Origin of the sequence: Arthrobacter globiformis (assembly GCF_030818015.1) — a bacterium.
GTDB lineage: Bacteria > Actinomycetota > Actinomycetes > Actinomycetales > Micrococcaceae > Arthrobacter > Arthrobacter globiformis_C.
In genome coordinates this window covers 2,227,225-2,252,094 of the sequence record NZ_JAUSZX010000001.1, presented here as the reverse complement: position 1 = coordinate 2,252,094, position 24,870 = coordinate 2,227,225, and the positions used below count along the sequence as shown (strand labels likewise).

Below are 24,870 nucleotides of genomic sequence, written 5' to 3'. Positions count from 1 at the left end.
CTGCGATTAGTGACCCGACCGAGCTTCGGTGGATTTGCGAGGTAAGCGGGTCTAGCCTGTCTCTAGGCTCACTGCGGCTCAGCCGTGGCGGTTCCTGTCGCTGGGAAGCCCCCGCATCCACTTGGTTGGATGCGGGGGCTTCCGCTTTCACTCCGACGTTCCGTGGCCAGCCGCCTGCAGGTATCCGGCAAGGCCCGCTGTGCGGAGTTCGCTAACGGGTGTTTCCGGATTTGGGCTAGCGGTCCAGCACGAGGGCGACATCGATGCCGAACATCCAGACGTCCGTTGCCAGGGCCGGGCCCATGAACCGATTTGTCATTGTTCAGGGGCCCGGCCATGTGTTGCAGGCGTGCAGCCGTCCGTTACCTCCCGGTGGTGAAGGTCCAGGTTGTGCTGGCCAGTGGGTTGCCGCCGGCGTCCCGGATTGCTGCAGCCCCGCCGGTCAGCGCGGCGGTGTAGCGGGTACTTGCCGCCAGGGTCGCTGAGGGGTTGAGCGTGGCTACCCGGGTGGTGGCGTTGTAGGTCACGACCGCGGTGATGGAGGTGGTGCCGTTCTTCAGGGTGAACGTGGTGCCGCTGACACCGGTGACGTTTTCGCTGAAGGTGGCGGTGATGTTTGCTGTGCGGGAAACGCCGGTCGCGCCGGAGGCGGCGGTGCGGCTGGTGATGGTGGGGGCTGGACCGGTGGTGAAGGTCCAGCTTGAGGTCGCAGCCGGGTTGCCGGCCGTGTCGCGGATCGCGGCGGTACCGCCGGTCAGGGTAGCGGTGTATTTGGTATCGGCTGTGAGGTTGGCTGACGGGTTAAGGGTCGCGACCCGGGTGGTGGCGTTGTAGGAGACTGCTGCCGTTATTGCTGTTCCTGCCGCGTTCTTCAGGGTGAATGTGGTGCCGCTGACACCGGTCACGTTTTCGTTGAAGGTGGCGGTGATGTTGGCGGTGGTGGAGGCGGCGAAGGCTCCTGTCCCGGGGGTGCGGGTGGTGATGGTGGGTGCGGGTCCGGTGATGAAGGTCCAACTGGTTGTTGCCAGCGGGTTGTTGGCTCCGTCCCTGATGGCCGAGGGGCTGCCGGTCAGGGTGGCGGTGTATTTCGTGTCCGGGACCAGGGCAGCGGTTGGGTCAAGAATCCACTGGTTGGTGGTTCCGTTGCGGGTGATCGTGGCTGCTACGGCTGTTCCGGCGGTGTTCTTCAAGGTGAAGGTGGTGCCGCTGACACCCTGGACTGTTTCGTTGAACGTGGCGGTGATGTTGGCGGTGGTGCTGACGGTGGTCTCCGCCGGGGCCGGTGCCCGTGTTGTCAGGGTGGGTGCGGCCGTGTCGGGCGGTGGGGCGGTGGTGAAGGTCCAGGTTGATGTTGTCAGCGCGTTGTTGGCGGCGTCCCGGATTCCGGAGGCTCCGCCGGTAAGTGCGGCTGTGTAGGTGTTGTTGGCTGCGAGGCTGGCAGTCGGGTCAAGAGTGGCCACGCGGGTTGCGGAGTCGTAGGTGACCGTGGCGGGTATGGCGGTTCCTGCTGCGTCCTTGAGGGTGAAGGTGGCGGCGCTGACGCCTTGGACGGCTTCGCTGAAGGTGGCGGTGACGTTGGCTGTGGTGTCGACGTTGGTGGCCGCCGTTGATGGTGTCCATGCGGTTAGGGTGGGCGCGGTGGTGTCGGGCGGGGGCGCGGTGGTGAAGGTCCAGCTGGTGGTCGTGAGCTGGTTGTTCGTGGCGTCCCTGATGGCGGCCGGGCCGCCGGTGAGCGTGGCCGTGTATGTGGTGCCTGCGGCAAGGTTCGCTGTCGGGTCCAGGATCCACTGATTTGTGGCTCCGTTGCGGGTGACGTCGGCTATTACCGGGGTGCCGGAAGCGTCCTGGAGGGTCATCGTGGTGTTGCTGACGCCTTGGACGTCTTCGCTGAAGGTGGCTGTGACGGTGGCCGTGGTGCTCACATTTAGGGCGGTGTCGGCAGGCGTGTGCCCCGCGACGGTGGGCGCCAGGGTGTCTGCCGGGCCGATGCGCCATGAATATGTCGCGGGCGCGCCGACATTGCCGGCTGCATCGGTGGAGCGGACGTTGAAGGTGTAGTTGCCGTCGACCTGGGCATCGTAGGTTTGCGGGGAGCTGCAGGTAGGATCCCAGGACGTGTTGGTCGGCATCAGCTGGCATTCGGACGTTGCTCCGGCTTCCCGGGTGAAGTTCAACGTTGGTGTGTTGTCCAGTGTGGGGTTTGATGGAAACGGTGCCGAGACGGTCGTCGAAGGCGCGGTCGTATCCACGGTGATTGTCAGTGCCAGTGAGACCAGGTACTGGGGTGCGGCGGGGTCGACGGGAATTCCGTTCGGATCCAGCGTGTAGGCGGGATTGGGTGTGCGTGTCTGGATCTTGTGGGACCCCGGTGCCATGGGGGACGCGGGCGAGAGGGAGTATGCAGTGCCGTCCGAGACGGCTGACGCTACCGCGGCCCCGTCCACGAGCAGCTCTACGGTGGTACCGGCCGGGCCGGTGCCCGGAACGGTGCCGGTGAACGTTGGCGTGGTGGCGTTGGTGATGTTGTCGGTGCCGGACCGGCCGCTGTCACCGGCTGCGGTCAGATCGGGAACGGACGGAGCGGCATCGGCGCCATCGTAGATCAGGCCCTGCACAGTGAACGTACTGACGGTCAGGACGTCAACACCGGGGCCTCCGGCGTCGGGTCCTTCCACGGTGACGAAGTTGTTCCCGGATGGGGCTCCAGTTACCGGGCGGGCCGTGTTGATGTCACCCAGGGTGCCAGGGGCGGCTCCGACCTGTTTGAGGAAGCTCGCTGTGGTACCTACTTTGTAGTCACCGAGGAAGGCTTCGCCGACCCCCGCCCAGTCACAAGGCGTCGTGGCGCTGGGAGCGCAGACTCCGGCGTCAATGGTTTGCTTGATCCGGCCGAGGGTGGGGACTTTTTTGTCGGGAGCGGCAACGAAGGTGTTAACGCCGTAAGGGTGTGTGATTTTGTACGATGCCCCGGCTTTGAGGTTATCCACGATGAAGCGGAGCCGGCCAAAGCCCATCTGCTCCCCGGGGACGACGGCTCCGTTGAGGTGGGCTCCTTCCAGGGCCGCTTCGTAGAGGAGGTTCCCGCTCGTGGCGCTGGCCTGGAACCAGAAGGCCTCCTCCGGGAAATTGTCCGGATAGGATGCCGGCTTTGCCGCGTCCGGGGGCTCGGAGAGGCACCCGGCACCAGCCATGTAGCACAGCTGCAGTTTGACGTTGCCGTCCGAATACCAGGTGGGAAAGCCGTTCTGTGGGTCTACGGCACCCATTCCGGCCACTGCCGCCTGCACCGGGGCAATGCCCAGCGGTGCCAGCGCAGCCGCCAGCATGGTTGTGGACACTGCGGTCGCCAACCACCGGCGCAGCCCTGAGGCCCCGGGCCGGGGCACCGGGTCCCGCCCGCCAGAGCTCTTGGCGCGGGTGGCGCGTTTGGCATCGAAATTCTTGATCATGCTCTCATCCCCTGTTGAGTATTTTCTCCAGAGACCGGGGCCTCAGAAGCGCGAGCTGTGGTGTCGCGCTGAGGTCAAGGACTAACAGGGAGATCTTGCAAACATCCTTGATGGAGCTTGGGCACCACGCATCGCGACTGAATCCGCCTCGCCGGCGGGAAGTCCGCCCGGGCCGCCCATTTGGGGGGACCCTCTATCGCATAGTGAAGAAAGCCCTCGTCGCCTCAGCAGCCGTCGCCCCACTATTGCTGGCCGTTTTTCCGCTCATGTAACCAGAGCCCGTGGCCAGGCCTGCTGACTGTCAGCGATTCAAGACAGGGCCCCGCATCCGAGGGGTCTGAGGCCGATCCGCAGGATTCGCGGCGGTCCGCAGCCCTCATCCTCGCCCTGATCCCGGCACCACGTCCGAGCCGACAGCCGACGCATCCAGGTGCATGGAGCAGTAACCTGACACCCGGAGGGGAAGACATGAGTCTCACTGCACAGATCAAGAAAGCCAGTAGGGCGCTGTCCCCGGCAGACTTCGGTGCTGCCGGGCTGCTCAAGCGGACATTACTTCTGCCACCAGTAGAAAAGGGGTGCGTTCGTCCCGGGCGATGGTTCATACTGGGAACGTTCTGGGCTGGGCAGTTCGTGTGATGACCTCGGCTGAGTCTTGGAACCCCGGGCCCGGTACCGCATTAGCGGTCCGGCCCGCTGGCTTGCCACCGCTTCACTCTGTGCCCGGAGCTGCGACCGGATGCGCGCTGCCCTTCAGCGAGGTCGCAAGAGGAAATGGGGACAATGCGGGCGCAGCTTGGACGGGGACGGTCCCGATCACGAGTGTTCCGTGCCGGGCGGCGACGTAAAGGTCGAGGGTCGTTGCCGTTATGTCGAGGTTGTCTCCGCTGATGACCAAGATCTGGCCTGACGGACTGCCCGGAGCCACTCCGCGTCGTCGGCGTCTTCAGGGTCAAGCTGTTCGCGGTAGAGGTTTTCCCCGTCAATGGTGAGCCGGATGAGGCCTTGAGGCGTCAGGGTGAAGCTGCCGCCGGCGGCCGTTGGCCGGCCTGTTCCAGGATGTCCGGGTAGTTCGGGCTCATGGCCATCTGGAAACCATGGTTGAGCAGGAGAGAGACCAGGGCTGAGGTCAGTTTGCGGCCGTTTTCCCGGAAGCCAAGCACCAGGACCAGGGTGTAGGCCAGCACAGGAACTATCCTTTCCCGGTCGGCCCTGGATTTCTGTGTGAGAGGACCACCCGGGCGGCCACCGGCGAAAGTTCGTCCGGCCTCCAGATAGTCTCCTGAACCTTCAGGACCGGCCCGCTGCAACGACGGGTGGCAGACGCAGTCGGCGAAGGTGAGGTACTCGGTTCCATCCGGCGCGGTACTTTGCCTGATGTTCACGAGCAGGGAAAGCTCTACGTCGGGCGTCAACGGCATGCGGCAGGCTCCGCACGACTTCGCCAGGTCCGCGGCATACAGGCGGCCAGGGTTCCTAGTGGCTGCATCGCCTTGGGAAAAGCCGTCAAACCTTGGCTCGTTCTCCATAGTCGTTGTACCAAGGTCCTGAAAATATCCTCACCGTGGCCGGCCCTCAGCGGTTAGGGGGCATCTTGAGTGCCTAGGTACATAGGGTGGACAGGGGATTCTGCAGGGTCGCGGTGTCAGACTGTGTCATCTGGCTGGGGAGTTAGACCTCAGACTCGTTCCGGTCAGTGCGCCGGGTCTGGCAGCGCACGCCTCGCGTCATGCCAGCCCGGCGGCCAACTCCCGCTCCAGGACGTGATTGCCGCGCAATGACCGCGTCACCGGAGTGGCATCACGGATTGGACGGCGGAAATGCCCATCATCAGCAATGTCGCGTGGGACGCACGACTGGAAACTTTCAAGGGCAGGGACACCGCCCAATACATTGAGTCGGTGATAGCTGTGGCCCGCCGCTGTGCCGCGTGCGGGCTCCCTTTTGGTCCCGGCACTGCCTTGGCCCTGGCGGTGGAAATCACCGAAGGCTGCGATACGGAGGGCACGGTGTCCCTTACCTTCGATCCTGCCGTCTATCACCTGCAGTGCCAGCAACCCGGGCTGAACGTGAGCCAGGCGACCGATTGTATCGGGGATGATCTGGCCTCCGTTGGTGCCCGGCTGGTCCTCAACTGGGGCGGGACCGGGCAAACGAAAATTCCCGTGCTGGCCTACACCATGGTGCCCAGCCTGGTCTTCGGTGAGCCCGGAGGTGAGATGACATCCGCACTGGTTTCAGCACTGCTCAACCACGGGTTCCAAATGGCCCTGAGCGACAGTTATGGCGAGATCGTGCGGCAAGCTGTCCCGGTGGGGGGCACATGTGCCTGCACCGTTAGCGGCGACGGAGCTATTGAACTGCACGTTGACGGTGCACTGATGCATTCCCAACAGCTGGACCGAACAGACCCCGGCGACGCCATATGGCTCGAAGGAGCCAGGGCAGGGCACGTCCTCGTCATCAGCGGTGACAACCTCGGATTCACGGACACTGGTCTGGAACTGGGCGCTGCGGCACGCTTGGGCACACTGGTCACGGGAGCCGTCCCCGTGCTCGTGAAGGCAGATGACAAGCAGAGTCCATTCCGCGGTTCCCGGCAGGCGAAAGGGCAGGATCGATGACCCTTCTCGAACTTCCTCTCATGACCAAGCCCAATCGCAAGCGTGCCGCCCCATCCGAAATGCACCTTCCCGCGGCAGATACTCTGCCGGCACGGTCCGTACAGGGCGGGCTTCTGCAGTTCCAGCTCAAGCGCTTGATAGGCGAGCTCCTGGTCCAAGGCGACCTCAATCCCGACGTGCGGGCGTCACTGCTGCGACATTTGGCCATAAGCCCCGACCGCCCTGAGCTGGTTCTGCTGGCCCATCTGCGCGACATCCAAGATCCGAACGATCTGCCACCCTATTAGGTCAGGGTGCAGACGACCGACTTCGAGGAATGATCAGGGGTTCTCGGAGCGCCTGGCCTTCAGGCGTTCCAGACTCCCGCGAAGCCCGCCCTTTGCTGAGGGCCTTCGGCGGAATTAGTGCGCTGCGCTGGCTCGCACCCGGTGCCTGGTCCGGACGTGGCACGCTCGTCCCGTCCCTTTTCGTTCCGGCGGAGATTAGAGACTCAGGCTGGTTCGGATCCAGCACACTAGCCATCCTCGCCACCTACACAGCACTCGTCATGAGCGTCCCAATCCTGATGCTGTACCGGGTCCGGACAGCGAGGATCGCGCTCAGTGTGGCGGCCATCTGTTTCACAGTGGCAGTCCTCGCGGCTCCCGCGTTGGAATCCGTGTGGGCGTACGTCCTCGTCATGATCGGTGCGGCAATGATGTGGCTCCCGCAATCCAACCAGTACATGCGGAAACGAATACTGCACGGAAACGGAGCGATGCTCTAAACGCCGTCGAACCGCTGGCGGTGAGCCGCATGAAACCCTTCTCCTAATCCGATTCGGCGTCTCGAACCCTCTGCGCCTCGAAACCATAGCGTTCTGAGACCCCGCGGGCTCTTGGTGCATCAAGATGATGAAGCCGGCGCGAGGGCCTCTGGTGGTGTCCGAACGTTCCGAAGTCGTCTTCGCTGTTGCAGCAACGAGTGGCTCCGCGACGGCGACAATGCGAGTCAACCGGTTGTACGCTCCGAAGAAGCCCGAAACTTAAGGCGCGCCCATCCGAAGGAGGAGGGATGAACGCTGCTGCAGCTGTATGGGCCCTGCTGGCTCTATGCGGGGTAGCCCTTGCTGTTTCCGCCGCCGACGCCGTTTCCAACATCCTGGGGATTTTGCTGGGCGTAGTTGGGGTTATCGGATTCATCCTGGCCAAGAGACGTCAAAGTAAATAGATCCAGCAGTCCGTAGCGGGCGCGATTCGGGCAAGCTAATCGCCCAGCGGCCCGGTCACGCGTTGCTCAATCGGTTCACACGTCGGTGAGTTGTGACTTTCATCCCGAATGCTTGCCAATATACCCCCCGGGGGTATATTGAGGGTGTTGTCAGTGAAGTGGTATGTCCAGGTCGGGCGATCCGCCGGCCGTCACAGCCGTTCAACCCCAGCAGCCATCGAATCGAACCGTTTTGAAGGAATGGAACTGACATGTGTGGAACCGAATCCCGCAAGGAACTGCCGCTGGTATCGGCCGCGTCCGGCTGCAGCTGCTGCTCAAACGAAACCGCCAACGAGGTGACCGTGGCCGGGGACGCCGAATACGCCCTCGAAGGACTCACCTGCGGCCACTGCGTACAAACAGTCGAGAAGGCTGTCACCGCCGTGGCCGGTGTTGATGCGGCATCCGTCGAGCTCGTTCCCGGCGGCCGCTCACGCTTGGTTGTTTCCGGAGCCGTCGCTGAGGCAGAGCTCCGTGACGCTGTTGCCTCCGCCGGGTACAGCCTGCTCACCACTTAGCAAGGATTCGCCAGTGCGTCACCCGGATTCCTATCAGCGCACAGGCCCGGATCCCCTCTCGAGGAGGAACCATGGAAGACCACACGCAACACCATAACCACCATGCCGGCCCGGTCAGGGAAGCCGCGCCTCGCGCGCCCGCCCACACCCGGGAGTCGCAGGGCGGCCATGACGGGCACCGGATGGACGACGATCATATTGTGCACAGCCATGGCCAGCACGCCGGGCACAGCACGGCGATGTTCAAGGACAAGTTCTGGCTGACCCTGGTCCTGTCGGTGCCGGTGGTGTACTTCAGCCCGATGTTCGGCCATCTGCTCGGCTACATGCCACCGGAGTTCCCCAGCTCAACCTGGATCCCTCCGCTGCTGGGAACCGTGATCTTCCTCTACGGAGGCCAGCCGTTCCTGAAGGGCGGCCTGAACGAACTCAAGTCCCGGCAGCCGGGCATGATGCTGCTGATCGGCATGGCCATCAGCGTCGCCTTCGCCGCCTCCTGGGTGACCAGCCTGGGTATCGGCGGCTTCGATTTGGACTTCTGGTGGGAACTGGCCCTGCTGGTGGCCATCATGCTCCTGGGCCACTGGATCGAAATGCGCGCCCTCGGCTCCGCCCAAGGCGCGCTCGACGCCCTCGCGGCCCTGCTGCCCGATGAGGCCGAGCGCATCACCGACACGGGAACGGAAACCATCAGCGTTGCCGAGCTCAGGGCCGGGGACACCGTGCTGGTCCGGTCCGGGGCCCGGATGCCGGCAGACGGCAACGTCATCGACGGCCAGGCGGAGTTCGACGAATCCATGATCACCGGCGAATCCAAGACCGTCCTCCGCTCCGCCGGAGACTCTGTGGTCGCCGGAACCGTCGCCACCGACAACACGGTCCGGGTCCGGATCACGGCCGTCGGGGACGACACCGCCCTGGCCGGGATCCAGCGGCTGGTCGCCGAAGCCCAGGCGTCCTCCTCACGGGCACAGGCGCTGGCCGACCGGGCCGCGGCGTTCCTGTTCTACTTCGCCACGGGCGCCGGCGTGATTACCTTCATCGCCTGGACGCTGCTGGGCAGCGTCCCCGACGCCGTCACCCGCACCGTCACCGTCCTGGTGATCGCCTGCCCGCACGCCCTGGGCCTGGCCATCCCGCTGGTCATCGCCATCTCCACCGAGCAGGCAGCCCGCGCCGGCGTGCTGATCAAGAACCGGATGGCACTGGAGCGGATGCGCACCATCGACGTCGTCCTGTTCGACAAGACCGGAACCCTGACCAAGGGCGAACCCGAACTCAAAGACATCGCCACTGCCGACGGCGTTGCCCGGGACGAGCTCCTGGCCCTGGCCGCCGCCGTCGAATCCGACAGCGAACACCCCGTGGCACGCGCCATTGTCCGGGCCGCCCACCAGCAAAACCTGGACCTTTCACACGCCAGCGGCTTCACCTCCATGACCGGCCGGGGTGTCCGCGCGACCGTCGATGGCCGGACAGCCTCCGTGGGCGGCCCGGCGCTGCTGCGCGAACTCGGCCTCACCGAGCCCGAATCCCTGGCAGCGACCACCCGGGCTTGGATGGACCGCGGCGCAGCCGTGCTGCACATCGTTGATGGGAACCGGATCCTCGGCGCGGTCAGCCTGGAGGACGCCGTCCGCGAAGAGTCCCGCCAGGCTGTCGCCGCCCTGCAGCACCGGGGCGTCAAGGTCGCCATGATCACCGGCGACGCCCGCCAGGGCGCCGCGGCCGTGGCATCGGAGCTGAAGATCGATGAGGTCTTCGCCGAGGTCCTTCCCGCTGACAAGGACAAGAAGGTCGCCGAGCTGCAGGCCCGCGGCCTGAAGGTGGCCATGGTCGGAGACGGTGTGAACGATTCCCCGGCGCTGGCCAGGGCCGAGGTGGGCATCGCCATCGGTGCCGGCACCGACGTGGCGATGGAATCGGCCGGTGTGGTCCTGGCCGGCAACGATCCAAGAGCCGTCTTGTCCATGGTGGATTTGTCCCGGGCCAGCTACCGGAAGATGTGGCAGAACTTGGTCTGGGCCACCGGCTACAACGTCATTTCCGTCCCGCTGGCCGCCGGCGTGCTCGCCTTCGCCGGGGTCGTGCTCTCTCCTGCAGCCGGCGCGGTCCTGATGTCCGCCTCCACGATCGTGGTCGCCCTGAACGCCCAGCTGCTGCGCCGGGTGAAACTCAACCCGTCCGAGGTTCGGTGACACAAGTGGCGCCACCGGGCATCACGAACACGGCAGCGCTCCGCAGGCCGGTAGCCTAGAAGTCACAGCAAATCCCGCACAGCAAGGAGGAACACCATGAGCGCAACGGATCACCGCCGCGCGCCCGCGTTCCTCCGCCGTGCGGGCCTGGTTGCCGCGGTGTTGGCCATCATCGCCGGCATTTTCGGCATGCACGTTCTGACCGCCACTCACGCCATGCACTCCCCGGCCTCAGCCACGGCAGCCGCCGAGCCGCATGCCACGGCAGTACCCCCTGACCATGCAGGACACTCCGTGGCGTTCTCTCACCCAGGACGATCCCTGGAGCAGGACCGGCCCGGGGCTGTCGTGGGGCAGTGTTCAGAATCAGGCGACTGCACGGGCATGCACGCCATGACTGTGGCCTGCACCCCGTCGGCGAAAACCGAGTCCATGGCGGCACCGCCACCGGGCACGCTCGTGCTCGGGATCAGCAAGAACACCGCGCCGGTCGGCGCTGTTACCGGCCAGTGGTCCTATCTTCCCGGCAGCCCGTCACCCTGCGAGCTGTCCATCAGCAGGACGTAAAAAGGGCCCAGCGCCGCGGCCCCGCCCGGCGCACGCCCCCTTTATCCTGGCCGGTCCCGTCCCGCGGGCCCGTTAGGCGCATCACCGATGCATCCTGTCCCTGCGGCGCCCTTGCGCCAGCTGATGTTTGAAGGACCTGTTTTCCCATGAACAAGAAGTTTCTGACCCTTTCCGCAACCGGCATCGCCGCGGCCATCGCCCTGGCAGGCTGCGCCTCCGGATCCGGCACCGGCTCCTCCGGTACCACCATGCCGATGAACCACGGCAGCACCTCCGCCAGCGCACCTTCGAGCAGCGCCCCGGCTGCGGCCGCGGACCACAACGCCGCGGACGTCACCTTCGCACAGATGATGATCCCCCACCACGCACAGGCCGTTCAGATGAACGACATGATGCTGAAGAAGCAGAACGCGCCGGCCGAGGTCACGGCCCTGGCCACCAAGATCAAGGCCGCCCAAGGCCCGGAGATCGAGACCATGACCGGCTGGCTGAAAGGCTGGAACGAATCCACACAGATGCCCTCTGGCCACAGCATGGACGGCATGATGAGCGACGCGGACATGAAGAACCTCGAGTCCGCCCAGGGCGCCGAAGCGGCCCGGCTCTTCCTGAAGCAGATGATCGCCCACCACGAAGGGGCGATCATGATGGCCAAGACAGAAAACACCGCCGGCAAGAATGCCGACGCGGTCAAGCTCAGCAAGGACATCGTCACGGCCCAGGAAACCGAAATCCAGGAGATGCAGAAGCTGCTGGCCACCCTCTAGCCCGCAAACGGCACCGGCCCTCCGCCCCTTGCTGCGGGGCCGGTGCCGGACACCGCGTCCCTTCATTCCCTCGATCTCCCGGAGCTTCCCATGCCCATCTCCCCCAAAACCGTCCGGCGGGCCGCGGCCCTCAGCGCCAGCACCGCCGCCCTCATCCTCGCCCTCGCGGCCTGCACACCGGCGCCCGAACCATCAGCCGGCGCATCGACCACCGGGCAGACCGGCAGTGGCCTGCCCAGCGCCCACATCCACGGCCTGACCGTCAGCGGCGACACCAGCAAGGTCCTGCTGGCCACCCACAAGGGGCTGTTCGACGTGACAAAACAGCCCGCCAGCAAAATCGGCGGCACCAACGACCTGATGGGGTTCACCGCCGGCAAAGACCCGGGCGTCTTCTACGCCTCGGGCCATCCCGGGGAAGGCTCCGACCTTCCCAACCCGCTCGGGCTGATCAAATCCGTCGACGGCGGCAAGACCTGGGAACAGCTCTCCCGACAGGGCGTCTCGGACTTCCACGCCCTGACCACCACCAAATCCGGCATCGTGGCCTTCGACGGAACCTTGTGGACGAGCCCCGACGGCAAGGCCTGGAAAAAAGCGACAGCAGACTTTGCCCCGGCCTTCCTCGCCGGACACCCTGACAGCGACACCGTTCTGGCCACCACCCCCCGAGGGGTCCAGCGCTCCACGGACGGTGGCGCCACCTGGAACCTGTTGAAGTCCAGTCCTGTCATCATGTTCGCCGCGTTCGCCGACCCTGGTGACGCGGTGGGAGTCGAACCCGACGGGACAGTCCACCTCTCAACCGACGGCGGTGCGACCTGGGCGAAGAAGGGCCGGATCGACGGCCAGGTCATGTCCATAGCAGCGGTCAAGGGCGCCAACGGCAAACCGTGGATCTGGGCCGCCACCACGGAAAGCATCCTCGTCTCCACCGACGGCGGAACGACCTTCCGGCCATCCGACGCCGCCTGAGGCCATGGACATCGGAGCATCGCGCATTCCCGCCGTCACCAACTCCTACGCCCAGTCCCCGAAAGCGCCCGAACCCGGAGCCCCGTGCACCGGAGGGAACGGGTGAGGCGCAGCCCGGGAGTGCCGGCTCCTGCTCATCCTGCCCCGGGAACCGTCGAGGGCGGCATGCCGTGACCGAAGCCGAAGAGATCTGGCGGACGGACCCGAATACGCTGCAGGATGTGATCCTCGACCGGCCCGCGGTCGAGGCACGGCTCGGTGAGTGCCCGCCGCTGGAGCGTGTCTGGATCCTGTCCCTGCTCGGACGCCACGACGAAGCCGTGAAGGAAGGCCAACAGCTGCTGAACTGCTCCCAGGACCGCTTCAAACCCCTGCTGGTACTCGCGCACGCCTACCAGCGCCAGTACCGGTGGGCTGAGGCGGGGGCCCTCCAGGAGCAGGCGCTCCGCCTGGCCTTCACCCGGCCCAGGGAAGCGCTGGTCCGTCACCATATCGGCAGGCGCCTCTTCGACGAAGCACGGTACCGGGACGCAGCAGCGGAGTTCGAATGGGCCAGCGACCTGTACCGGACGTGCGGCCGCGCCCGCCAGGCAGAGGCGTCCCGGCAGGCGGCCCTGCGCTCCCGGCAGGTGCACGCGCAACGGAGCTGGCCGGAACGGGGCTGACGGTCCGCTCGCACAAGTCTAGGGTGGCCGTGACGGCCGGGCCGGCCGCCACGGCCACCCTAATGACAGGAGCTGCATCATGACTCACCACATCAGCGCCATGCTGAACTCACACCCGCAAGGCGTCGATGCCGCCCGGAAGGAAAGCCTCGCTGAATGCATCGCCGCCTGCTTCGAATGCTCCCAGGCCTGTACCGCCTGCGCCGATGCCTGCCTGGGCGAAAAGATGGTCGCTGACCTCGCCGCGTGCATCCGCACCGACCTGGACTGTGCTGACATCTGCGCCGCCACAGGTAACATCCTGACCCGTCAGACCGCCACCAACACAGCCATCACCCGGCCGGTACTCGAGGCCTGCCGGGCAGCCTGTGCAGTCTCCGCCGATGAATGCGAGCAGCACTCCGACATGCACGAGCACTGCAGGATCTGCGCCGAAGCCTGCCGCCGCTGCGAAGCCGCCTGCACTGCACTCCTCAGCGCCCCGGCCTGACCACCCCCACATGAGCTGCGCCCTGGCGGCTCAGGAGCCATTTTCATGCCTTGAATTTTCCGTTGCTCCGGCTGCAGCGACCGGATGCAGACCGGTCATGGTGACATTCACCAGCCGGTGCACGGCGTCGCGGGACGGCAGCCCCGAAGCGGCGTCCAGTGCGTGCAGGCAATAGGCGGCGAGTTCCTCAGGAGCGACATCGTCCCGGAAGGCCCCGCCCTCAGCACCACTGCGGAGCAGGTCCGTGAGGAAATCATTGAGGTGCTGCTGGGCGTGACTGACGTGCGGACTTTGGTGGAGCCGGGCAGCCAAGGCGCCGCCCCGGCGGGAGTACGCCATCACCGCATACGCCTCCAGAACCGCTGCCAGCTGACGCACGGGTCCGTCCGCGCTGAGCCGCGCCTGCGCCAGCTGCTGCAGGTGCTCATGGACTTGGCGCTCGTGCCAGGCAGCGAGGATGGCATCGACATCAGAAAAATACTTGTACAGCGTGGCCCGCCCGATGCCGGCCGCCTGCGCAATCTGCGACATCGTCACCGAGGACAGCCCATGCTCCCCGACCAGCGCAGCAGCTGCGTCCAGAACCGCCACCCGCACCGCACTCCGGTGCGTCTCGATCGTCTCGTTCCACAGCTTCGGCATGGGGAAATCGTACAACCTGACGTCCCAATGGACATACCGACGGGAACGATACATACTGTCTTACAAAACTCGCAGTAAACCACGCGTTCCAAACCGAGGAGTTAGGGCAGGCATGAGTGAAGGACCAGGACGGCCGGCAAGAAAGAGCGCCCGACCGGGGCAGACCGAGAGGCCAGAGCCCTCGACCCCGCGGTGGGTGAAAGCGTTCATCGCGGTTGGCGTGGTCCTGGTCGTCGCGTTCGTGATCCTGCACCTGACCGGAGGCGGCATGGGACTCCATCAGCCGTGAAGCTCATGGCACCGGGACCCCGCAAGCTCGCCCTGACCATTCACATTGCCAGCTCGGTCGGCTGGCTGGGCGCGGTCGCATCCTTTCTGCTCCTCGCAATCACAGGGCTCACCAGCACCAACCCGCAGCAGGTGCGCGCCGCCTACCTGGCCATGGACCTGATCGGCTGGTCCATCATCTTCCCGCTGAGCCTGGCATCCCTGATCTCCGGCATCCTCCAGGCCCTGGGTACCGTCTGGGGACTCTTCCGCCACTACTGGGTCCTGATCAAACTGATCATCACCACCCTCGCCACGGCACTGCTGCTCCTCCACCTCCAGCCCGTCACCCACATGGCCGGCATCGCCTCGGTCTCCGACCTCTCCCCCACCGACATGACCGGAATGCGCACCCAGCTCATCGCAGACGCCGCCGCCGCCGTCCTCGCACTGGTCGTGACCACCGTGCTCTCGCTGTACAAACCCCTCGGTATCACCAAATACGGACGTACGCGTGCCACAGGGCAGCAACCCGTTCCGCATTCATAATCCATGCCCTCACGCGGGCATCAAGGTGGGACGAATCAGAGTCCTGACGTACCGAGGAGCGCATCGTTTCTGGCGAGCCACTGAGTGACATTCGCTCTGCCATCACTTCACGATGCGGAATGTCAGATGTGTGACACCGGCGCCCTCGATCACCCGGGTGCTCTCTAGCTCGATCGGCTCCGCTGTTTGGTCGAACAACCGGACACCATCCCCGAGGAGGACCGGCACCAGGTCTAGGTGTATCTCGTCGAGAAGTCCCGATCGGATGCACTGCTGCACCAGGTTCGCCCCGATCACGCCGACGTCTTTGTCACCGGCGACCGCTTTCGCTTGCGCTACAGCGCTTTCGAGGCCGTCGGTGACGAACGTAAAGGGCGATCCTTCGTAAACCCACTCTTGCGGAACCGAATGGGTAAGAACAAACACCGGTACCCCCAAAGGATGTCCGCCACCCCACCCATGGGTAAGGTCGAATGTCCTCCGTCCCGTCACCAAGGCTCCTGTCGTTGTACTCGTCTCCCGAAGGTATTCGGCGGTTCGCGGCGAGACCTTGAACACCATCTCCGTGCCCGGCAGTCGATATTCGGTGTCGCCGCCGAAATACCAAGCCAAAAGCCGCTCGCCGCCCTCACCCATCGATGCTTCCGGACCGTCGTTCGGCCCAGCAATAAACCCATCCAGTGACGTTGCGTGCCCCGTACGAACTTTCCCCATCGCTTCTTCTCCTACTCTGTTCGTCCGCCCCGCGGACCTTAGCCCGGATCTTGCATGGCTGACGGGACAATCTCATTAGCGGTGTATCCGGCGGTTTCTTTCAGTAGTTTTCAGCTGCCGGGAATCGGTCGCTGGAGGTGATGGCGAAGGCTTTCAAAGCGGGCTTCCAACGCACGGCCCCATCGGGTCTTGCCGGCACCGGTCGGATCAAGTGATCGGGTGACCAGATAGAGGCACTTTAGCGCGGCCTGCTCGGTGGGGAAATGGCCCCGGGCTTTGACGGCGCCGGCACCGTCGCCGTCCCCGAGCGGCGCAGGAAATCACGAGCACCCGGCCCATGCCGGGAATCACGGAATACTGTCCACCCAACAACTGCGCGCCGTGGGCCGAAGGCGCCGGGACGCCGAAGAGAAACTCGAACAGCACCAGCAGGACGCCCGGGATAAAACCCAACCGGAAAACGGCCAGGACGCCGCGCCGGCACAGAAGTGACAAAACCCGGGCATAAGTCCCGGCGTGTGAGGGATGGGTAGAATCGCTGGATGCCTTTCACCCGCAATGCCGGGCGGTTTCTGTGGCCGCCCGGCAAGGGTGTTCTAGGCGGCGTCGGTGGTCGCTTCTTTGCCGCTGTCGATGATGATCTGTCGGTCTCGGATGCGGTGTAGCTTCTCCGGACTAGTAAGTCACCAACAGACGTGTCGTTATTGACCTGCCTTCACAGCCTCAACCCACGCGAGCCATCTCACATTGGCCGTGATACCCCAGGGGGGTATAGTTTAATTCTGTCAGTGACATGGTATGTCCCGGCCGGTGCCTTGCACCTGTGCCCTCACAGCCGTCAACTCCCGCACCCATTGATCCTCCGTCAAGGAATGCAATAACTGACATGCCTAAATGTAAGAATCCCGCCCGAACTTCACCCGCCTCGTCGGCTCCACAGCAGCGGGCGCTGATACCACTGCTCGTGATCGCAACCGCGCAGCTGATGCTGGTACTGGACGACTCGATCGTGAACATCGCGTTGCCAAGCATCCAGCAGGAGCTTCGGGTGCATCCGGTGCTTCTGCCCTGGATCGTGAATGCTTACATCCTCGCGTTCGGCGCCCTGCTGCTCCTGGGCGGGCGGCTGGGCGACCTTTACGGACGTCGACGCGCTTTGCGGGCAGGCCTCGCCATCTTCGTGCTCGCATCACTGGCCGGCGGAATCGGCTTCAGCAGCGAAATGCTTATCGCCGCCCGCGCCATTCAGGGGCTGGGAGCGGCGCTGGTCGCGCCGAACGCGCTGGCACTGATTGCCACGACCTTTTCTGAGCGCAAAACCCGGGACACGGCATTGTCCCTCTACGGTGCGATGTCCGGCCTTGGGATCGTAGTTGGACTGCTGCTCGGCGGCTTCCTCACCGGCACGCTCGGCTGGCGGTGGGTCTTCTTCATCAACGTCCCTATTGGGGTACTCGTTCTCGTTGGCAGCCGAAACCTCGTCGAAGCTGACCGCCACCCCGGGAGCCTCGATCTCAGGGGCGCGGTGCTGGGAACAAGCGGCATGGTCGCCCTGGTTTACGCTATTACCCGTTTTGGTGAGGGCGGCTTCACCGACCCGTTCGGGCTTGGGCTCATCGGCGCAGCAGTCGTGCTGCTTGCAGCATTCATCGCCACGCAAGCGCGCAGCCGCACACCGCTGGTACCCCTGAGCTTGTTCCGGGACCGCGGCCGCGCCGGAGCCTACGCGTCAATGCTGCTCCTGGCTATCGGGCCCATGGGCACCTTCTACGTGATCACCCTCTACCTCCAGCAGGTCCAGCACTACAGCGCCCTGCAGACCGGGGTGAGCTGGCTGCCGTTTGCTGCGGGACTGGCGCTTGGTGCAGGTTCTGCTCCCAAACTGCTTCGCCGGGTCGCGCCGCGCTTTGTCGCCGCGGCGGGCGCTCTGCTTAGTGCCTTGGCCGCATTGTGGTTCTCCTTCATCCAGATTGACTCAAATTATTGGCTGCACCTTGGACCGGCCATGTTCGTCCTTGCTCTGGGGTTCGGCCTCAGTGTCATCGCACTGACCCAAGCGGCGGTTTACCACACGCAATCGCATGAAGCTGGGATCGCGTCTGCTGTCTTGAACTCTGCCCAACAGATAGGTGTCGCTCTTGGTTTGGCCGTTCTGGCCGGAATCGCCGCGACCGTCACCAGCAGTCCCGCGCATGCAAACCTTACCGAGAGTGCCCAGTTGGTCACCGGATACGGCAGCGCGCTCACCATCGCCGCGGGCCTGCTCATAGTCGCCGGCATACTGGCCGTCAGCACCTTGCCTTCCAAACCCACGGCGCAGACGGATGAATCACCTGTCCTCGCGGAGGTAGGCCACCCCGGCCACTAACCGCGGAGAAATTCAGCATGCCCGCTCCTCTCAGGGGCGGCATGCTGGTTATACAGTCATCGCCGCCCTCCATGTCCGGACAAGAATCGCCGCTTGTCATCCGGAGCTTCTTATCCGTGAAGCGCCTTGCCGGTCAGGCGGTAGGTGACGGTTCCTTCGAGCTGTTTGGGCTCAACCCAGATTTGGAAGCCCTCTGAAGCTTCATAAAGGGTTCTTGAGGATTGATCGTCGGATGCAATCCAGATCATGGTGGAATCGGGCATGGCGTCGTCGACGATGCCAGTGCGGATGACTTCGCCATGTTTCTTTATGTCGACCGGGGCGCCGATGAGCCGGGCCCATTCGTGATGGCGGTATGAGGTCATTTTCGTTTCCTCAGGTTGTGACTGTTGGGGGTGTGGAAAGGCGGGCCTTTCGCTGGCTTAAGCCAAGTGCCTCTGGGATTGATGCCCCAGAGGCACTTGGGTTTTCGGTGACGTCTGCCCGAAGTTCGAGGTGGTGATGCAGCGGGGTTGGAACGCTCGGGTTTTTGCCTGGATTAGGTGGTGCTGGCCAGGGCGGGTGCGACCGAGTTTCTGATCCTTACCCGGAGGTCTTCTTCGAATTTGTCGATCTCCTCCAGCCTGCGTAGTACGCCTTCAGCGCGCTCAAGGGGTATGACGGCGACGCCATCATCATCGGCGGTAATGAGGTCACCGGGATTGACGACGGTGCCGCCGCAGGCAACGGGCACTGAGACGGCTCCGGGACCGTATTTCGCCGGCCCGGCAGGTGATACGCCGCGGGCCCAAACGGGCAGGCCGAGGTCTTTGATGGCGGCACGGTCCCTTGTTAGCCCGTCAATGACGACGCCGGCGATGCCGGCAGCGAGGCAAATTTCTGCCAAAAGGTCACCGAATACGGCCCTGGTTGTTCCCCCGAGCGCGTTGATGACCAGGACATCCCCGGGTTCAGCGTCATCGAGGGCACGGTGGACGGCAAGGTTGTCGCCTTCCCGGGTCAGTACCGTCAGTGCCGGACCAACACAGCGGCCGGTGGCCCACTGTGACGCAATGCCGGTGTCCATGAGGTTGAGCCGGTCCATGGCGTCGCCGACGTTGGCTGTGGGATACGGCTTAAGGCCCTCAACAAGCTCAGTGACCGGGTTCGTGGGACGGGGGCTGACCGTGAGTGAAGTAGTTGCTGCGTCGATATACATGTTGTCTCTCAATGACTCGTATGGGGTAGATTCTGGCCGCTTTACACCATCTGCGGGTGTTGTCTCTGTGTTGCTGCTCGCGGCGCGCCAACTGGGCGGGGATACGGCGGTCTTGGGGCTGGTTACGCGGGAGCGGGTGCCGCAACGTTGTTCACGGCATGCTCCGGGCACTGACCGGCAAGGGCCTGTTGGATGGCCCGCAAGGCACCGGTCCCGGCGGCGAGGAAGGCCTCTTTGCTTTGCCCTGCCACATGTGGGGTCACGATCAGGTTCGGCACCTCCGCGATCTGAATCTTGGAGTAGGCGATGGGGTCTTTCATATCCACCGACTCTCCTTCGAGGACATCAAGCCCGGCCCCTCCCAGATGCCCGGCCTGCAGGGCCTTGGCCAGTGCGGGCTCGTCGACGAGACCACCACGGGAGGTGTTGATCAGCACCGACCCCGACTTCATCCTGGCCAGGGTGGCCGTACCGATGATCCGCGCGGTTTGCTCGGTCAGCGGCATGTGCAGGCTTAGGACGTCCGAGCCGGCAATAACCTCATCGACTGTTGCCGGAACGGCACCTGCGGCCTTGATCGCGGATTCCTGCACGAAGGGGTCATGGACCAGCACGTGCATGCCGAAGCCTTGGGCGATGGTGGCGACCATGCGGGCGATGTTGCCGAAGCCGAGGAGTCCCAGGGTGCGGCTATGCAGTTCAAAGCCGTTCATCTGTGGTTTGGCTGCAGCCCATTGCCCGGCTGTGGTCTGCGCAGCGCCGTAGGGCACTTTCCTGGCCAGGGATAGCAGGAGGGCAAAAACGTGCTCGGCCACGGCTCGGCTGTTGCTGCCCGGGGTTGTGGTCACCCAGACACTTGCGTCGGTAGCTGCCTCGATGTCAACGTTATCGGTCCCTACACCGTGGCGGGCGATGATGCGCAGCCGGGGGGAAGAGTCAATCTTTTCCCGGTCGAACCGTTCGGCCCGCAGCAGGACAGCGTCGACATCGGTCCGGACGTCTTCGTAGCGCACGGCCTCCGGGCCGTAGCCCAGGTGAACCTGTCCCAGGGTGTTCAGTTCTGCCAGTACGTCGGCGTGGATCTCGTCGGAGACGTAGAAGGTTGGCATGGTGATCCTAGCGGTAGAGATGGGAAGCGGCGGTGAGGGTGTTTTTGCGGACCGTGCCCAGCAGCACGCCCAGGCCCAGGACACCGAAGATCATCAGCATGTAGGCGGGAATCATGGTGTTGCCGGTGTTCTCGATGAGCCAGGTGGCGACATAGGGGGCGCCGGCGCCGCCGAGCACTGCTCCGACGCTGTGGCCGAATGCGACTCCGCTGTGCCGGACCTCGACGGGGAAGAACTCGGGCATGGCGGCGTAGGTGCCGGCCTGGCAGAGGGCGTACGGCACCATGCCAAGGAGCAGGCCGAAGATAGCCAGCGACAATGAGCCGGCGTTCATGAGCATGAATGAGGGGAACGTGAGCGCGATGTAGGCGATGTAGGAGGCGGTCAGAAGTTTCTTGCTGCCGATGCGGCTGCCCAGTTGGCCGGCCAGTGGGATCAGCAGGGCCGCGGCGGTGACGGCAATGAGCACAATGGTCGCGGCTTCGGCCTTGGTGAAGTCCAGGACCGTGCTGAAGTAGACGGCGACGTAGACGGTGCCAATGTAGGTTCCGATGTTCTGCACGAGGGCGATAAAGAAGACCTTTGTCAGCCGTGAGCGGTGGTTGCGGAACAGTTCAACGATCGGAGCCTTGGTCGTCTCACCTTTGGTCGCGCTCTGTGTGAACTCCGGGCTGTCTTCGATCTTCAACCGCATCACCAGGCACAGGATGCCCAGCGGGATCGCGAGGAGGAACGGGATCCGCCAGCCCCAGGACTCCATTTCGGCAGCGGGCACAAAAGACGCAGCCAGTGCAGCAATTCCTGCGGCTCCGGCCTTACCCAGCACGCCGACGCTGGGGATGAAGGAGATGTAGAGGTTGCGGCGTTCCACTGGGGCCCATTCGCGGATGTAGGTGGCAGCTCCCCCGATTTCTCCGCCTGCGGAGAGGCCTTGCAGCATCCTGAGCAGGCCCAGCAGGATGGGTGCCCAGATACCGATCTGCGCGTATGTCGGCAGCAGCGCGGTAAGCCCTGCCGCGCCGCTCATCAGGATCACTGAACCGATGAGGCTGGCGCGCCGGCCGTAGCGGTCCCCGATGCGCCCGAAGAAGATCGCGCCCAGCGGCCGGACCAGGAAGGCCGTACCGAAAACCAGGAAGGTGTTCAGAAGCCCCGCTACGGGATCACCGCTGGGGAAGAACACCACGGCGATGGTCGCGGCCACATAGCCGAAGACGCTGAAGTCGTAGTACTCGATGAAGGTTCCGAAGGCGGCAACACCGGTGGCCTTCTTCGCCTTTTTCAAATGGAGGGCATCCGCAGCTGGTGGAGCGGACTGACTAACTGGGGGCATCTTTGCTCCTATAAAAAATGGGACAGTGTCCTAATATGTGGTTAAAGTGTGATGTAGGCCATTTCTCCTGTCAAGCGGGCGCCTTGGTCTTCGGCGGCACGTGCAGGCGGTGCCTGACGGTAGCGTGGTGACAGCAGTCGCAGTTCCCAGGAGGAGCTGGAGAATCAAGAGTTGGTGGGGTCAAGTGAGCGACAGTGCCGTGGCAGGGAACGAGCGCATCGTCGAAGTCCTGCATGCCCTGGTCACCCAGGCTGAGGCGAAGGGCGTGCGTGAACTAGCGCAGGCCCTTGGTGCCAGCCGCAGCACCGTCAACCGTGTCCTGCTGTCCTTCGAAGACCATGGGCTGGCATCTGTCAGTGGCAGCGGGAATTATCAGGTCGGCCCGCGGCTGCACGTGCTGGGGGCAGCACTGCACGATCGCCACCCGATGCTGCGGCATGCCGGGGCGGTTTTGGAACGCCTTGGAGAGCAGTCTGACGCCACCGTGCTGGTCGCTCTTCACGACGCACCCCGGCCCCGCGTCGTCGTTGTCTCTTGCCGCCGGCGGCCTGGACCCATCAAGTATCTTCTGGAGCCCGGTACCGTCCTGCCCCTCCACGCCGGGGCCACGGGCCGGTCGATACTTGGCAGGTTAGGAATCAATGCCTTGGGAGATGAGCCGCTGGAGGCGCACACCCCGGAAACCGTGACTGAACGTGCCGAACTGGAAAGGCTGCTCGCCGAGGACGCCCGCGCCGGGTACACGATCAGCGTTGGACAACAATTCCCCCTGGCCGCGGGCGCCGCAGCGTCGTTCCAATGTCACGGTCTCACCGGATCCGTCTCGATCACCCGACCCCGCTTCCTCACCCCCGACGAGGATCTGGTCCGCTTCGGTCCCATGGCCAGGCAAGCCGCACAAGCGATTGAAGCCGCCTGTGCGGAGCACACGTTGCCACGGAAATTGGACCCCATCACTTTCCCGGCAGGATCCACCGCCGTGGAGCGCATCGCCCGCCTCGTCACCGCCCTGGTGGCCAACCCTGATGGCTTGCCCACCGGCAACGATCTCGCTCGCGGCATCGGAGCCAACATAGCCACCACAAACCGACTGGTTTCGACCGCTCTGGCCTCCGGCTTGGCCCTGCAACACCAGGGCACACTGCACCCAGGCCCGCGTCTGTTTCACTGGGCCGCCCTACTCGGCCCTGACATCGACCCCGCCCAGATTGCGCGTCCAATTCTCCGGAAACTCGCCGAAGAATCAGGTGAAACCATCGGCCTCATTCAGTTCCATCACCACTCCAAAGAAGCCGTGATGACCACGGTAGTAGACGGGGTCAAGCCCTTGCACTACGGCCTGGCCTCCGGGGTGCCCATCCCCCTTTACGCCGGCGCAGGCGGTAAAGCCATCCTCGCCCACTGTCCCCCCGACGACGTCCGGGCGCTTAAGCTCGAACCTCTGACCGAACGCACGCAAACCAATCTACAAAGCCTCGAAAAAGACCTCGAAGACATCCGCGAACGTGGATGGGCGATCGGCGAGGGTGAACGCATCCCAGACGCATTCGGCGTCAGCGCCCCCTACTTCATCAACGGAACCATCGCAGGATCCATCACCGCCACCGTTACCAGACTCCGCTTACCCGAAATCGACGTCCAGGCACTTGCCCACATGGTCCAACGAGCTGCCCAACAGGTGACGCGTACCCTTTCAATCCTCTGAATTGGTGTGGCATAACGCCGCCGTACGCCTTCAAAAACACAAGTTTGACTACTACTGCAATCCGTCGCTTCAGCGACGGCAAGGGGAACAGCTCGCGCCCGGTGTCCGGCCCGTAAATTTCAGGAAGCCCCTTAGGGGCGTCAACGCAAGCACACCTCAACCTGACGTCGGGCATGAACCTGCAGGGCTGTCAGAGTAGGGTCGATCCGTCTCTATTCTGACGGCGGCTGGAGAACGTCCTCGGTCTCAACGTGACAGGGCACTGTTGCCGGCGCTTGTCTGCGTGCTCACGACGGGATTGGCGGTCAGCAGGTAACAACGTCATAGATGAGCAGGTCCCCCGCAGCCCGCACGCCGCCGGTCGGCTGATGGGTCGACATTCGGCCGGCCGGCATCAGGTGCACGGGTTTCGCTCCGTCGAGCAGCAGCGCGTGGTCAGCGATTAGCCGCCGGTGACAGCGCCACCAAACCGTTTCGCTGCACATGATGGCCGTCCGCCGTTCTGCTGCTTCCGCCAGCACCTCGGCCAGCGCAGCGGCAAAGCCCGGTGTGCGCATGTAGGCCGCGTAGGCCCGAAGGACTCATTGCGCAGGGCAGTGTCGGGCGAATCCGGCGGTAGCTTACGGAAGCCGCCCAGCCGCTGCTCCCAGCGGTAGGCGATCCCCGCCGCTGGCAGCCATTCTTCCAACCGATCTTTGCCAAAGTGTGGATGCTTCCGGCTGCCCGGCCCGATCCGCACATCGACGACGGAAGCAACCTCCGCTGCCTCCAGCAAGTTCCGGAAGTCCTCCTCGTCGGAGGCACCGTGCCCCACGGTGAGCAGGATCGTAGGTTCGGACCTCATGGGACCGAGCCTACTGCCGTCACAGCTCATGGCCAGTTGGGTTCGGCGTCTCCTCATTCGGTCATGCAGCCATTCAGCAAGCTGGCCATGAACAGGAATGAAAGACCAGCCGAACAGCGGCTCCCCCCAGTTCAGGAGAGTCGGGAAAAGTCCACTACGTCATGCACTCGGCGCCGACGGCAAGCATGAACAGCTATGAACGGAAAAATCCCTGGATCCAGGAAAGAAGAGGGGTGAGCATCATGGGCTACAGCGTAAGGCAACATTCGCTGGCCGTCGGGTCGTATCGGACAGCCCGCGGCCGTCCGGGAGAACCGATCCCCAAACAACACGGCACAAATCGTGTCGCACTCCCCCGGACCCACCATGAAGAAGCAGATCAGCCAAAACCAGCCGCGAAGGAGAATCCAGTGGACAGCCAACGACCCAGAAAAGAATCCCAACCGGAATTCTTCTCAAGTCATGTTGGCCGAGCCATGAACGCCCATGAACTGGTATCGAACGACAAACCGTCGCTCCAGCTAGGCAAGGAGGTCCCGGGCCACAGCACCGGCCACCAATGAAAAAGGCCCCCGAAGGGGCCCACAAGTGAACAAATTGTCCACAGTCAGAGGCTAAAAAGCCTCTGAACAGGGAA

At 64.2% G+C, this 24,870-nt stretch carries 25 protein-coding genes and 1 pseudogene; 15 read left to right on the top strand and 11 right to left on the bottom strand.

The window, feature by feature from the left end; translation table 11 throughout:
* Window positions 1-362 precede the first annotated feature (362 nt).
* The gene (locus QFZ23_RS10340; RefSeq protein ID WP_306922691.1) at window positions 363-3,449 is read right to left on the bottom strand and encodes an Ig-like domain-containing protein; all 3,087 of its coding nucleotides are present in this window, start codon (window positions 3,447-3,449) and stop codon (window positions 363-365) included.
* Window positions 3,450-4,462: 1,013 nt separating this feature from the next.
* The gene (locus QFZ23_RS10335) at window positions 4,463-4,636 is read right to left on the bottom strand and encodes a hypothetical protein (RefSeq protein ID WP_306922690.1); all 174 of its coding nucleotides are present in this window, start codon (window positions 4,634-4,636) and stop codon (window positions 4,463-4,465) included.
* Between the two features lie 633 nt (window positions 4,637-5,269).
* On the opposite strand from QFZ23_RS10335, the gene QFZ23_RS10330 reads away from it, so the two are divergent.
* From QFZ23_RS10330 to QFZ23_RS10280, 11 genes are all read left to right on the top strand, one after another.
* The gene (locus tag QFZ23_RS10330; protein WP_306922688.1) at window positions 5,270-6,073 is read left to right on the top strand and encodes a hypothetical protein; all 804 of its coding nucleotides are present in this window, start codon (window positions 5,270-5,272) and stop codon (window positions 6,071-6,073) included.
* Complete coding sequence (locus QFZ23_RS10325; RefSeq protein ID WP_306922687.1) at window positions 6,070-6,360, top strand: hypothetical protein; 291 nt, start codon at window positions 6,070-6,072, stop codon at window positions 6,358-6,360. Before QFZ23_RS10330 ends, QFZ23_RS10325 begins: the two co-directional genes overlap by 4 nt.
* Before the next feature lie 260 nt (window positions 6,361-6,620).
* Window positions 6,621-6,839: a hypothetical protein gene (locus QFZ23_RS10320; RefSeq protein ID WP_306922686.1), complete on the top strand. Its 219-nt coding sequence runs from the start codon at window positions 6,621-6,623 to the stop codon at window positions 6,837-6,839.
* A gap of 287 nt (window positions 6,840-7,126) precedes the next feature.
* Window positions 7,127-7,282 carry a hypothetical protein gene (locus tag QFZ23_RS10315; RefSeq protein WP_306922683.1) on the top strand — a complete coding sequence of 52 codons (156 nt, stop codon included), beginning with the start codon at window positions 7,127-7,129 and terminating at the stop codon, window positions 7,280-7,282.
* A gap of 251 nt (window positions 7,283-7,533) precedes the next feature.
* Window positions 7,534-7,842 (top strand): heavy-metal-associated domain-containing protein, encoded by a 309-nt coding sequence (locus tag QFZ23_RS10310; RefSeq protein WP_306922682.1) that lies wholly within the window; start codon window positions 7,534-7,536, stop codon window positions 7,840-7,842.
* A gap of 71 nt (window positions 7,843-7,913) precedes the next feature.
* Window positions 7,914-10,040: a copper-translocating P-type ATPase gene (locus QFZ23_RS10305; protein WP_306922681.1), complete on the top strand. Its 2,127-nt coding sequence runs from the start codon at window positions 7,914-7,916 to the stop codon at window positions 10,038-10,040.
* Between the two features lie 96 nt (window positions 10,041-10,136).
* Window positions 10,137-10,607, top strand: a complete 471-nt coding sequence (locus QFZ23_RS10300; RefSeq protein WP_306922680.1) for a hypothetical protein — start codon at window positions 10,137-10,139, stop codon at window positions 10,605-10,607.
* A 146-nt stretch (window positions 10,608-10,753) separates the two neighbouring features.
* Window positions 10,754-11,374, top strand: a complete 621-nt coding sequence (locus QFZ23_RS10295; RefSeq protein WP_306922678.1) for a DUF305 domain-containing protein — start codon at window positions 10,754-10,756, stop codon at window positions 11,372-11,374.
* Window positions 11,375-11,464: 90 nt separating this feature from the next.
* Window positions 11,465-12,349: a F510_1955 family glycosylhydrolase gene (locus QFZ23_RS10290; protein ID WP_306922676.1), complete on the top strand. Its 885-nt coding sequence runs from the start codon at window positions 11,465-11,467 to the stop codon at window positions 12,347-12,349.
* A 170-nt stretch (window positions 12,350-12,519) separates the two neighbouring features.
* Window positions 12,520-13,014 carry a hypothetical protein gene (locus QFZ23_RS10285; RefSeq protein WP_306922674.1) on the top strand — a complete coding sequence of 165 codons (495 nt, stop codon included), beginning with the start codon at window positions 12,520-12,522 and terminating at the stop codon, window positions 13,012-13,014.
* Between the two features lie 79 nt (window positions 13,015-13,093).
* Window positions 13,094-13,504, top strand: a complete 411-nt coding sequence (locus QFZ23_RS10280) for a four-helix bundle copper-binding protein (protein WP_306922672.1) — start codon at window positions 13,094-13,096, stop codon at window positions 13,502-13,504.
* Window positions 13,505-13,534: 30 nt separating this feature from the next.
* Here the strand turns inward: QFZ23_RS10280 and QFZ23_RS10275 are convergent, their stop codons facing one another.
* Window positions 13,535-14,146, bottom strand: a complete 612-nt coding sequence (locus QFZ23_RS10275) for a TetR/AcrR family transcriptional regulator (RefSeq protein WP_306922670.1) — start codon at window positions 14,144-14,146, stop codon at window positions 13,535-13,537.
* Window positions 14,147-14,431: 285 nt separating this feature from the next.
* Between QFZ23_RS10275 and QFZ23_RS10270 the strand changes: the two genes are divergently transcribed.
* Entirely contained in the window at window positions 14,432-14,962 is a 531-nt protein-coding gene (locus tag QFZ23_RS10270) for a DUF2269 domain-containing protein (protein ID WP_306922668.1), read from the top strand.
* 102 nt (window positions 14,963-15,064) lie between these two features.
* On the opposite strand, the gene QFZ23_RS10265 is transcribed toward QFZ23_RS10270, so the two are convergent.
* Window positions 15,065-15,676, bottom strand: coding sequence for a dihydrofolate reductase family protein (locus tag QFZ23_RS10265; protein ID WP_306922667.1), 612 nt, complete (start codon window positions 15,674-15,676; stop codon window positions 15,065-15,067).
* Between the two features lie 100 nt (window positions 15,677-15,776).
* Window positions 15,777-15,960, bottom strand: a pseudogene (locus tag QFZ23_RS10260) (IS256 family transposase); the annotation flags it as partial.
* 258 nt (window positions 15,961-16,218) lie between these two features.
* On the opposite strand from QFZ23_RS10260, the gene QFZ23_RS10255 reads away from it, so the two are divergent.
* Both QFZ23_RS10255 and QFZ23_RS10250 read left to right on the top strand, forming a co-directional pair.
* Window positions 16,219-16,341, top strand: a complete 123-nt coding sequence (locus QFZ23_RS10255) for a hypothetical protein (RefSeq protein WP_306922666.1) — start codon at window positions 16,219-16,221, stop codon at window positions 16,339-16,341.
* Between the two features lie 221 nt (window positions 16,342-16,562).
* Window positions 16,563-18,044, top strand: coding sequence for an MFS transporter (locus tag QFZ23_RS10250; RefSeq protein WP_306922665.1), 1,482 nt, complete (start codon window positions 16,563-16,565; stop codon window positions 18,042-18,044).
* A 110-nt stretch (window positions 18,045-18,154) separates the two neighbouring features.
* On the opposite strand, the gene QFZ23_RS10245 is transcribed toward QFZ23_RS10250, so the two are convergent.
* The 4 genes from QFZ23_RS10245 to QFZ23_RS10230 form a co-directional block, all read right to left on the bottom strand.
* Window positions 18,155-18,409 carry a hypothetical protein gene (locus QFZ23_RS10245; protein WP_306922664.1) on the bottom strand — a complete coding sequence of 85 codons (255 nt, stop codon included), beginning with the start codon at window positions 18,407-18,409 and terminating at the stop codon, window positions 18,155-18,157.
* Between the two features lie 173 nt (window positions 18,410-18,582).
* Complete coding sequence (locus tag QFZ23_RS10240; protein ID WP_306922662.1) at window positions 18,583-19,242, bottom strand: RraA family protein; 660 nt, start codon at window positions 19,240-19,242, stop codon at window positions 18,583-18,585.
* Window positions 19,243-19,364: 122 nt separating this feature from the next.
* Window positions 19,365-20,351, bottom strand: a complete 987-nt coding sequence (locus tag QFZ23_RS10235) for a hydroxyacid dehydrogenase (protein ID WP_306922660.1) — start codon at window positions 20,349-20,351, stop codon at window positions 19,365-19,367.
* A gap of 7 nt (window positions 20,352-20,358) precedes the next feature.
* On the bottom strand, window positions 20,359-21,684 hold the full coding sequence (locus QFZ23_RS10230; RefSeq protein ID WP_306922658.1) for an MFS transporter: 1,326 nt from the start codon (window positions 21,682-21,684) through the stop codon (window positions 20,359-20,361).
* Between the two features lie 184 nt (window positions 21,685-21,868).
* Between QFZ23_RS10230 and QFZ23_RS10225 the strand changes: the two genes are divergently transcribed.
* Window positions 21,869-23,389, top strand: a complete 1,521-nt coding sequence (locus QFZ23_RS10225) for an IclR family transcriptional regulator (RefSeq protein ID WP_306922656.1) — start codon at window positions 21,869-21,871, stop codon at window positions 23,387-23,389.
* A gap of 305 nt (window positions 23,390-23,694) precedes the next feature.
* Here QFZ23_RS10225 and QFZ23_RS10220 read toward each other — a convergent pair whose 3' ends face one another.
* A complete protein-coding gene (locus QFZ23_RS10220) occupies window positions 23,695-23,946 on the bottom strand; it encodes a DUF488 family protein (RefSeq protein WP_306922653.1) in 252 nt (83 codons plus the stop codon).
* Window positions 23,832-24,233: a DUF488 domain-containing protein gene (locus QFZ23_RS10215; protein WP_306922652.1), complete on the bottom strand. Its 402-nt coding sequence runs from the start codon at window positions 24,231-24,233 to the stop codon at window positions 23,832-23,834. Before QFZ23_RS10215 ends, QFZ23_RS10220 begins: the two co-directional genes overlap by 115 nt.
* Between the last annotated feature and the right edge of the window lie 637 nt (window positions 24,234-24,870).

Bases quoted from the DNA above. Each gene is read 5' to 3' on its own strand.
- QFZ23_RS10340 (WP_306922691.1), bottom strand. From the start codon at position 3,449: ATGATCAAGAATTTCGATGCCAAACGCGCCACCCGCGCCAAGAGCTCT.
- QFZ23_RS10330 (WP_306922688.1), top strand. From the start codon at position 5,270: ATGCCCATCATCAGCAATGTCGCGTGGGACGCACGACTGGAAACTTTC.
- QFZ23_RS10325 (WP_306922687.1), top strand. From the start codon at position 6,070: ATGACCCTTCTCGAACTTCCTCTCATGACCAAGCCCAATCGCAAGCGT.
- QFZ23_RS10320 (WP_306922686.1), top strand. From the start codon at position 6,621: ATGAGCGTCCCAATCCTGATGCTGTACCGGGTCCGGACAGCGAGGATC.
- QFZ23_RS10315 (WP_306922683.1), top strand. From the start codon at position 7,127: ATGAACGCTGCTGCAGCTGTATGGGCCCTGCTGGCTCTATGCGGGGTA.
- QFZ23_RS10310 (WP_306922682.1), top strand. From the start codon at position 7,534: ATGTGTGGAACCGAATCCCGCAAGGAACTGCCGCTGGTATCGGCCGCG.
- QFZ23_RS10305 (WP_306922681.1), top strand. From the start codon at position 7,914: ATGGAAGACCACACGCAACACCATAACCACCATGCCGGCCCGGTCAGG.
- QFZ23_RS10300 (WP_306922680.1), top strand. From the start codon at position 10,137: ATGAGCGCAACGGATCACCGCCGCGCGCCCGCGTTCCTCCGCCGTGCG.
- QFZ23_RS10295 (WP_306922678.1), top strand. From the start codon at position 10,754: ATGAACAAGAAGTTTCTGACCCTTTCCGCAACCGGCATCGCCGCGGCC.
- QFZ23_RS10290 (WP_306922676.1), top strand. From the start codon at position 11,465: ATGCCCATCTCCCCCAAAACCGTCCGGCGGGCCGCGGCCCTCAGCGCC.
- QFZ23_RS10280 (WP_306922672.1), top strand. From the start codon at position 13,094: ATGACTCACCACATCAGCGCCATGCTGAACTCACACCCGCAAGGCGTC.
- QFZ23_RS10275 (WP_306922670.1), bottom strand. From the start codon at position 14,146: ATGCCGAAGCTGTGGAACGAGACGATCGAGACGCACCGGAGTGCGGTG.
- QFZ23_RS10265 (WP_306922667.1), bottom strand. From the start codon at position 15,676: ATGGGGAAAGTTCGTACGGGGCACGCAACGTCACTGGATGGGTTTATT.
- QFZ23_RS10255 (WP_306922666.1), top strand. From the start codon at position 16,219: ATGCCTTTCACCCGCAATGCCGGGCGGTTTCTGTGGCCGCCCGGCAAG.
- QFZ23_RS10250 (WP_306922665.1), top strand. From the start codon at position 16,563: ATGCCTAAATGTAAGAATCCCGCCCGAACTTCACCCGCCTCGTCGGCT.
- QFZ23_RS10245 (WP_306922664.1), bottom strand. From the start codon at position 18,409: ATGACCTCATACCGCCATCACGAATGGGCCCGGCTCATCGGCGCCCCG.
- QFZ23_RS10240 (WP_306922662.1), bottom strand. From the start codon at position 19,242: ATGTATATCGACGCAGCAACTACTTCACTCACGGTCAGCCCCCGTCCC.
- QFZ23_RS10235 (WP_306922660.1), bottom strand. From the start codon at position 20,351: ATGCCAACCTTCTACGTCTCCGACGAGATCCACGCCGACGTACTGGCA.
- QFZ23_RS10230 (WP_306922658.1), bottom strand. From the start codon at position 21,684: ATGCCCCCAGTTAGTCAGTCCGCTCCACCAGCTGCGGATGCCCTCCAT.
- QFZ23_RS10220 (WP_306922653.1), bottom strand. From the start codon at position 23,946: ATGCGCACACCGGGCTTTGCCGCTGCGCTGGCCGAGGTGCTGGCGGAA.
- QFZ23_RS10215 (WP_306922652.1), bottom strand. From the start codon at position 24,233: ATGAGGTCCGAACCTACGATCCTGCTCACCGTGGGGCACGGTGCCTCC.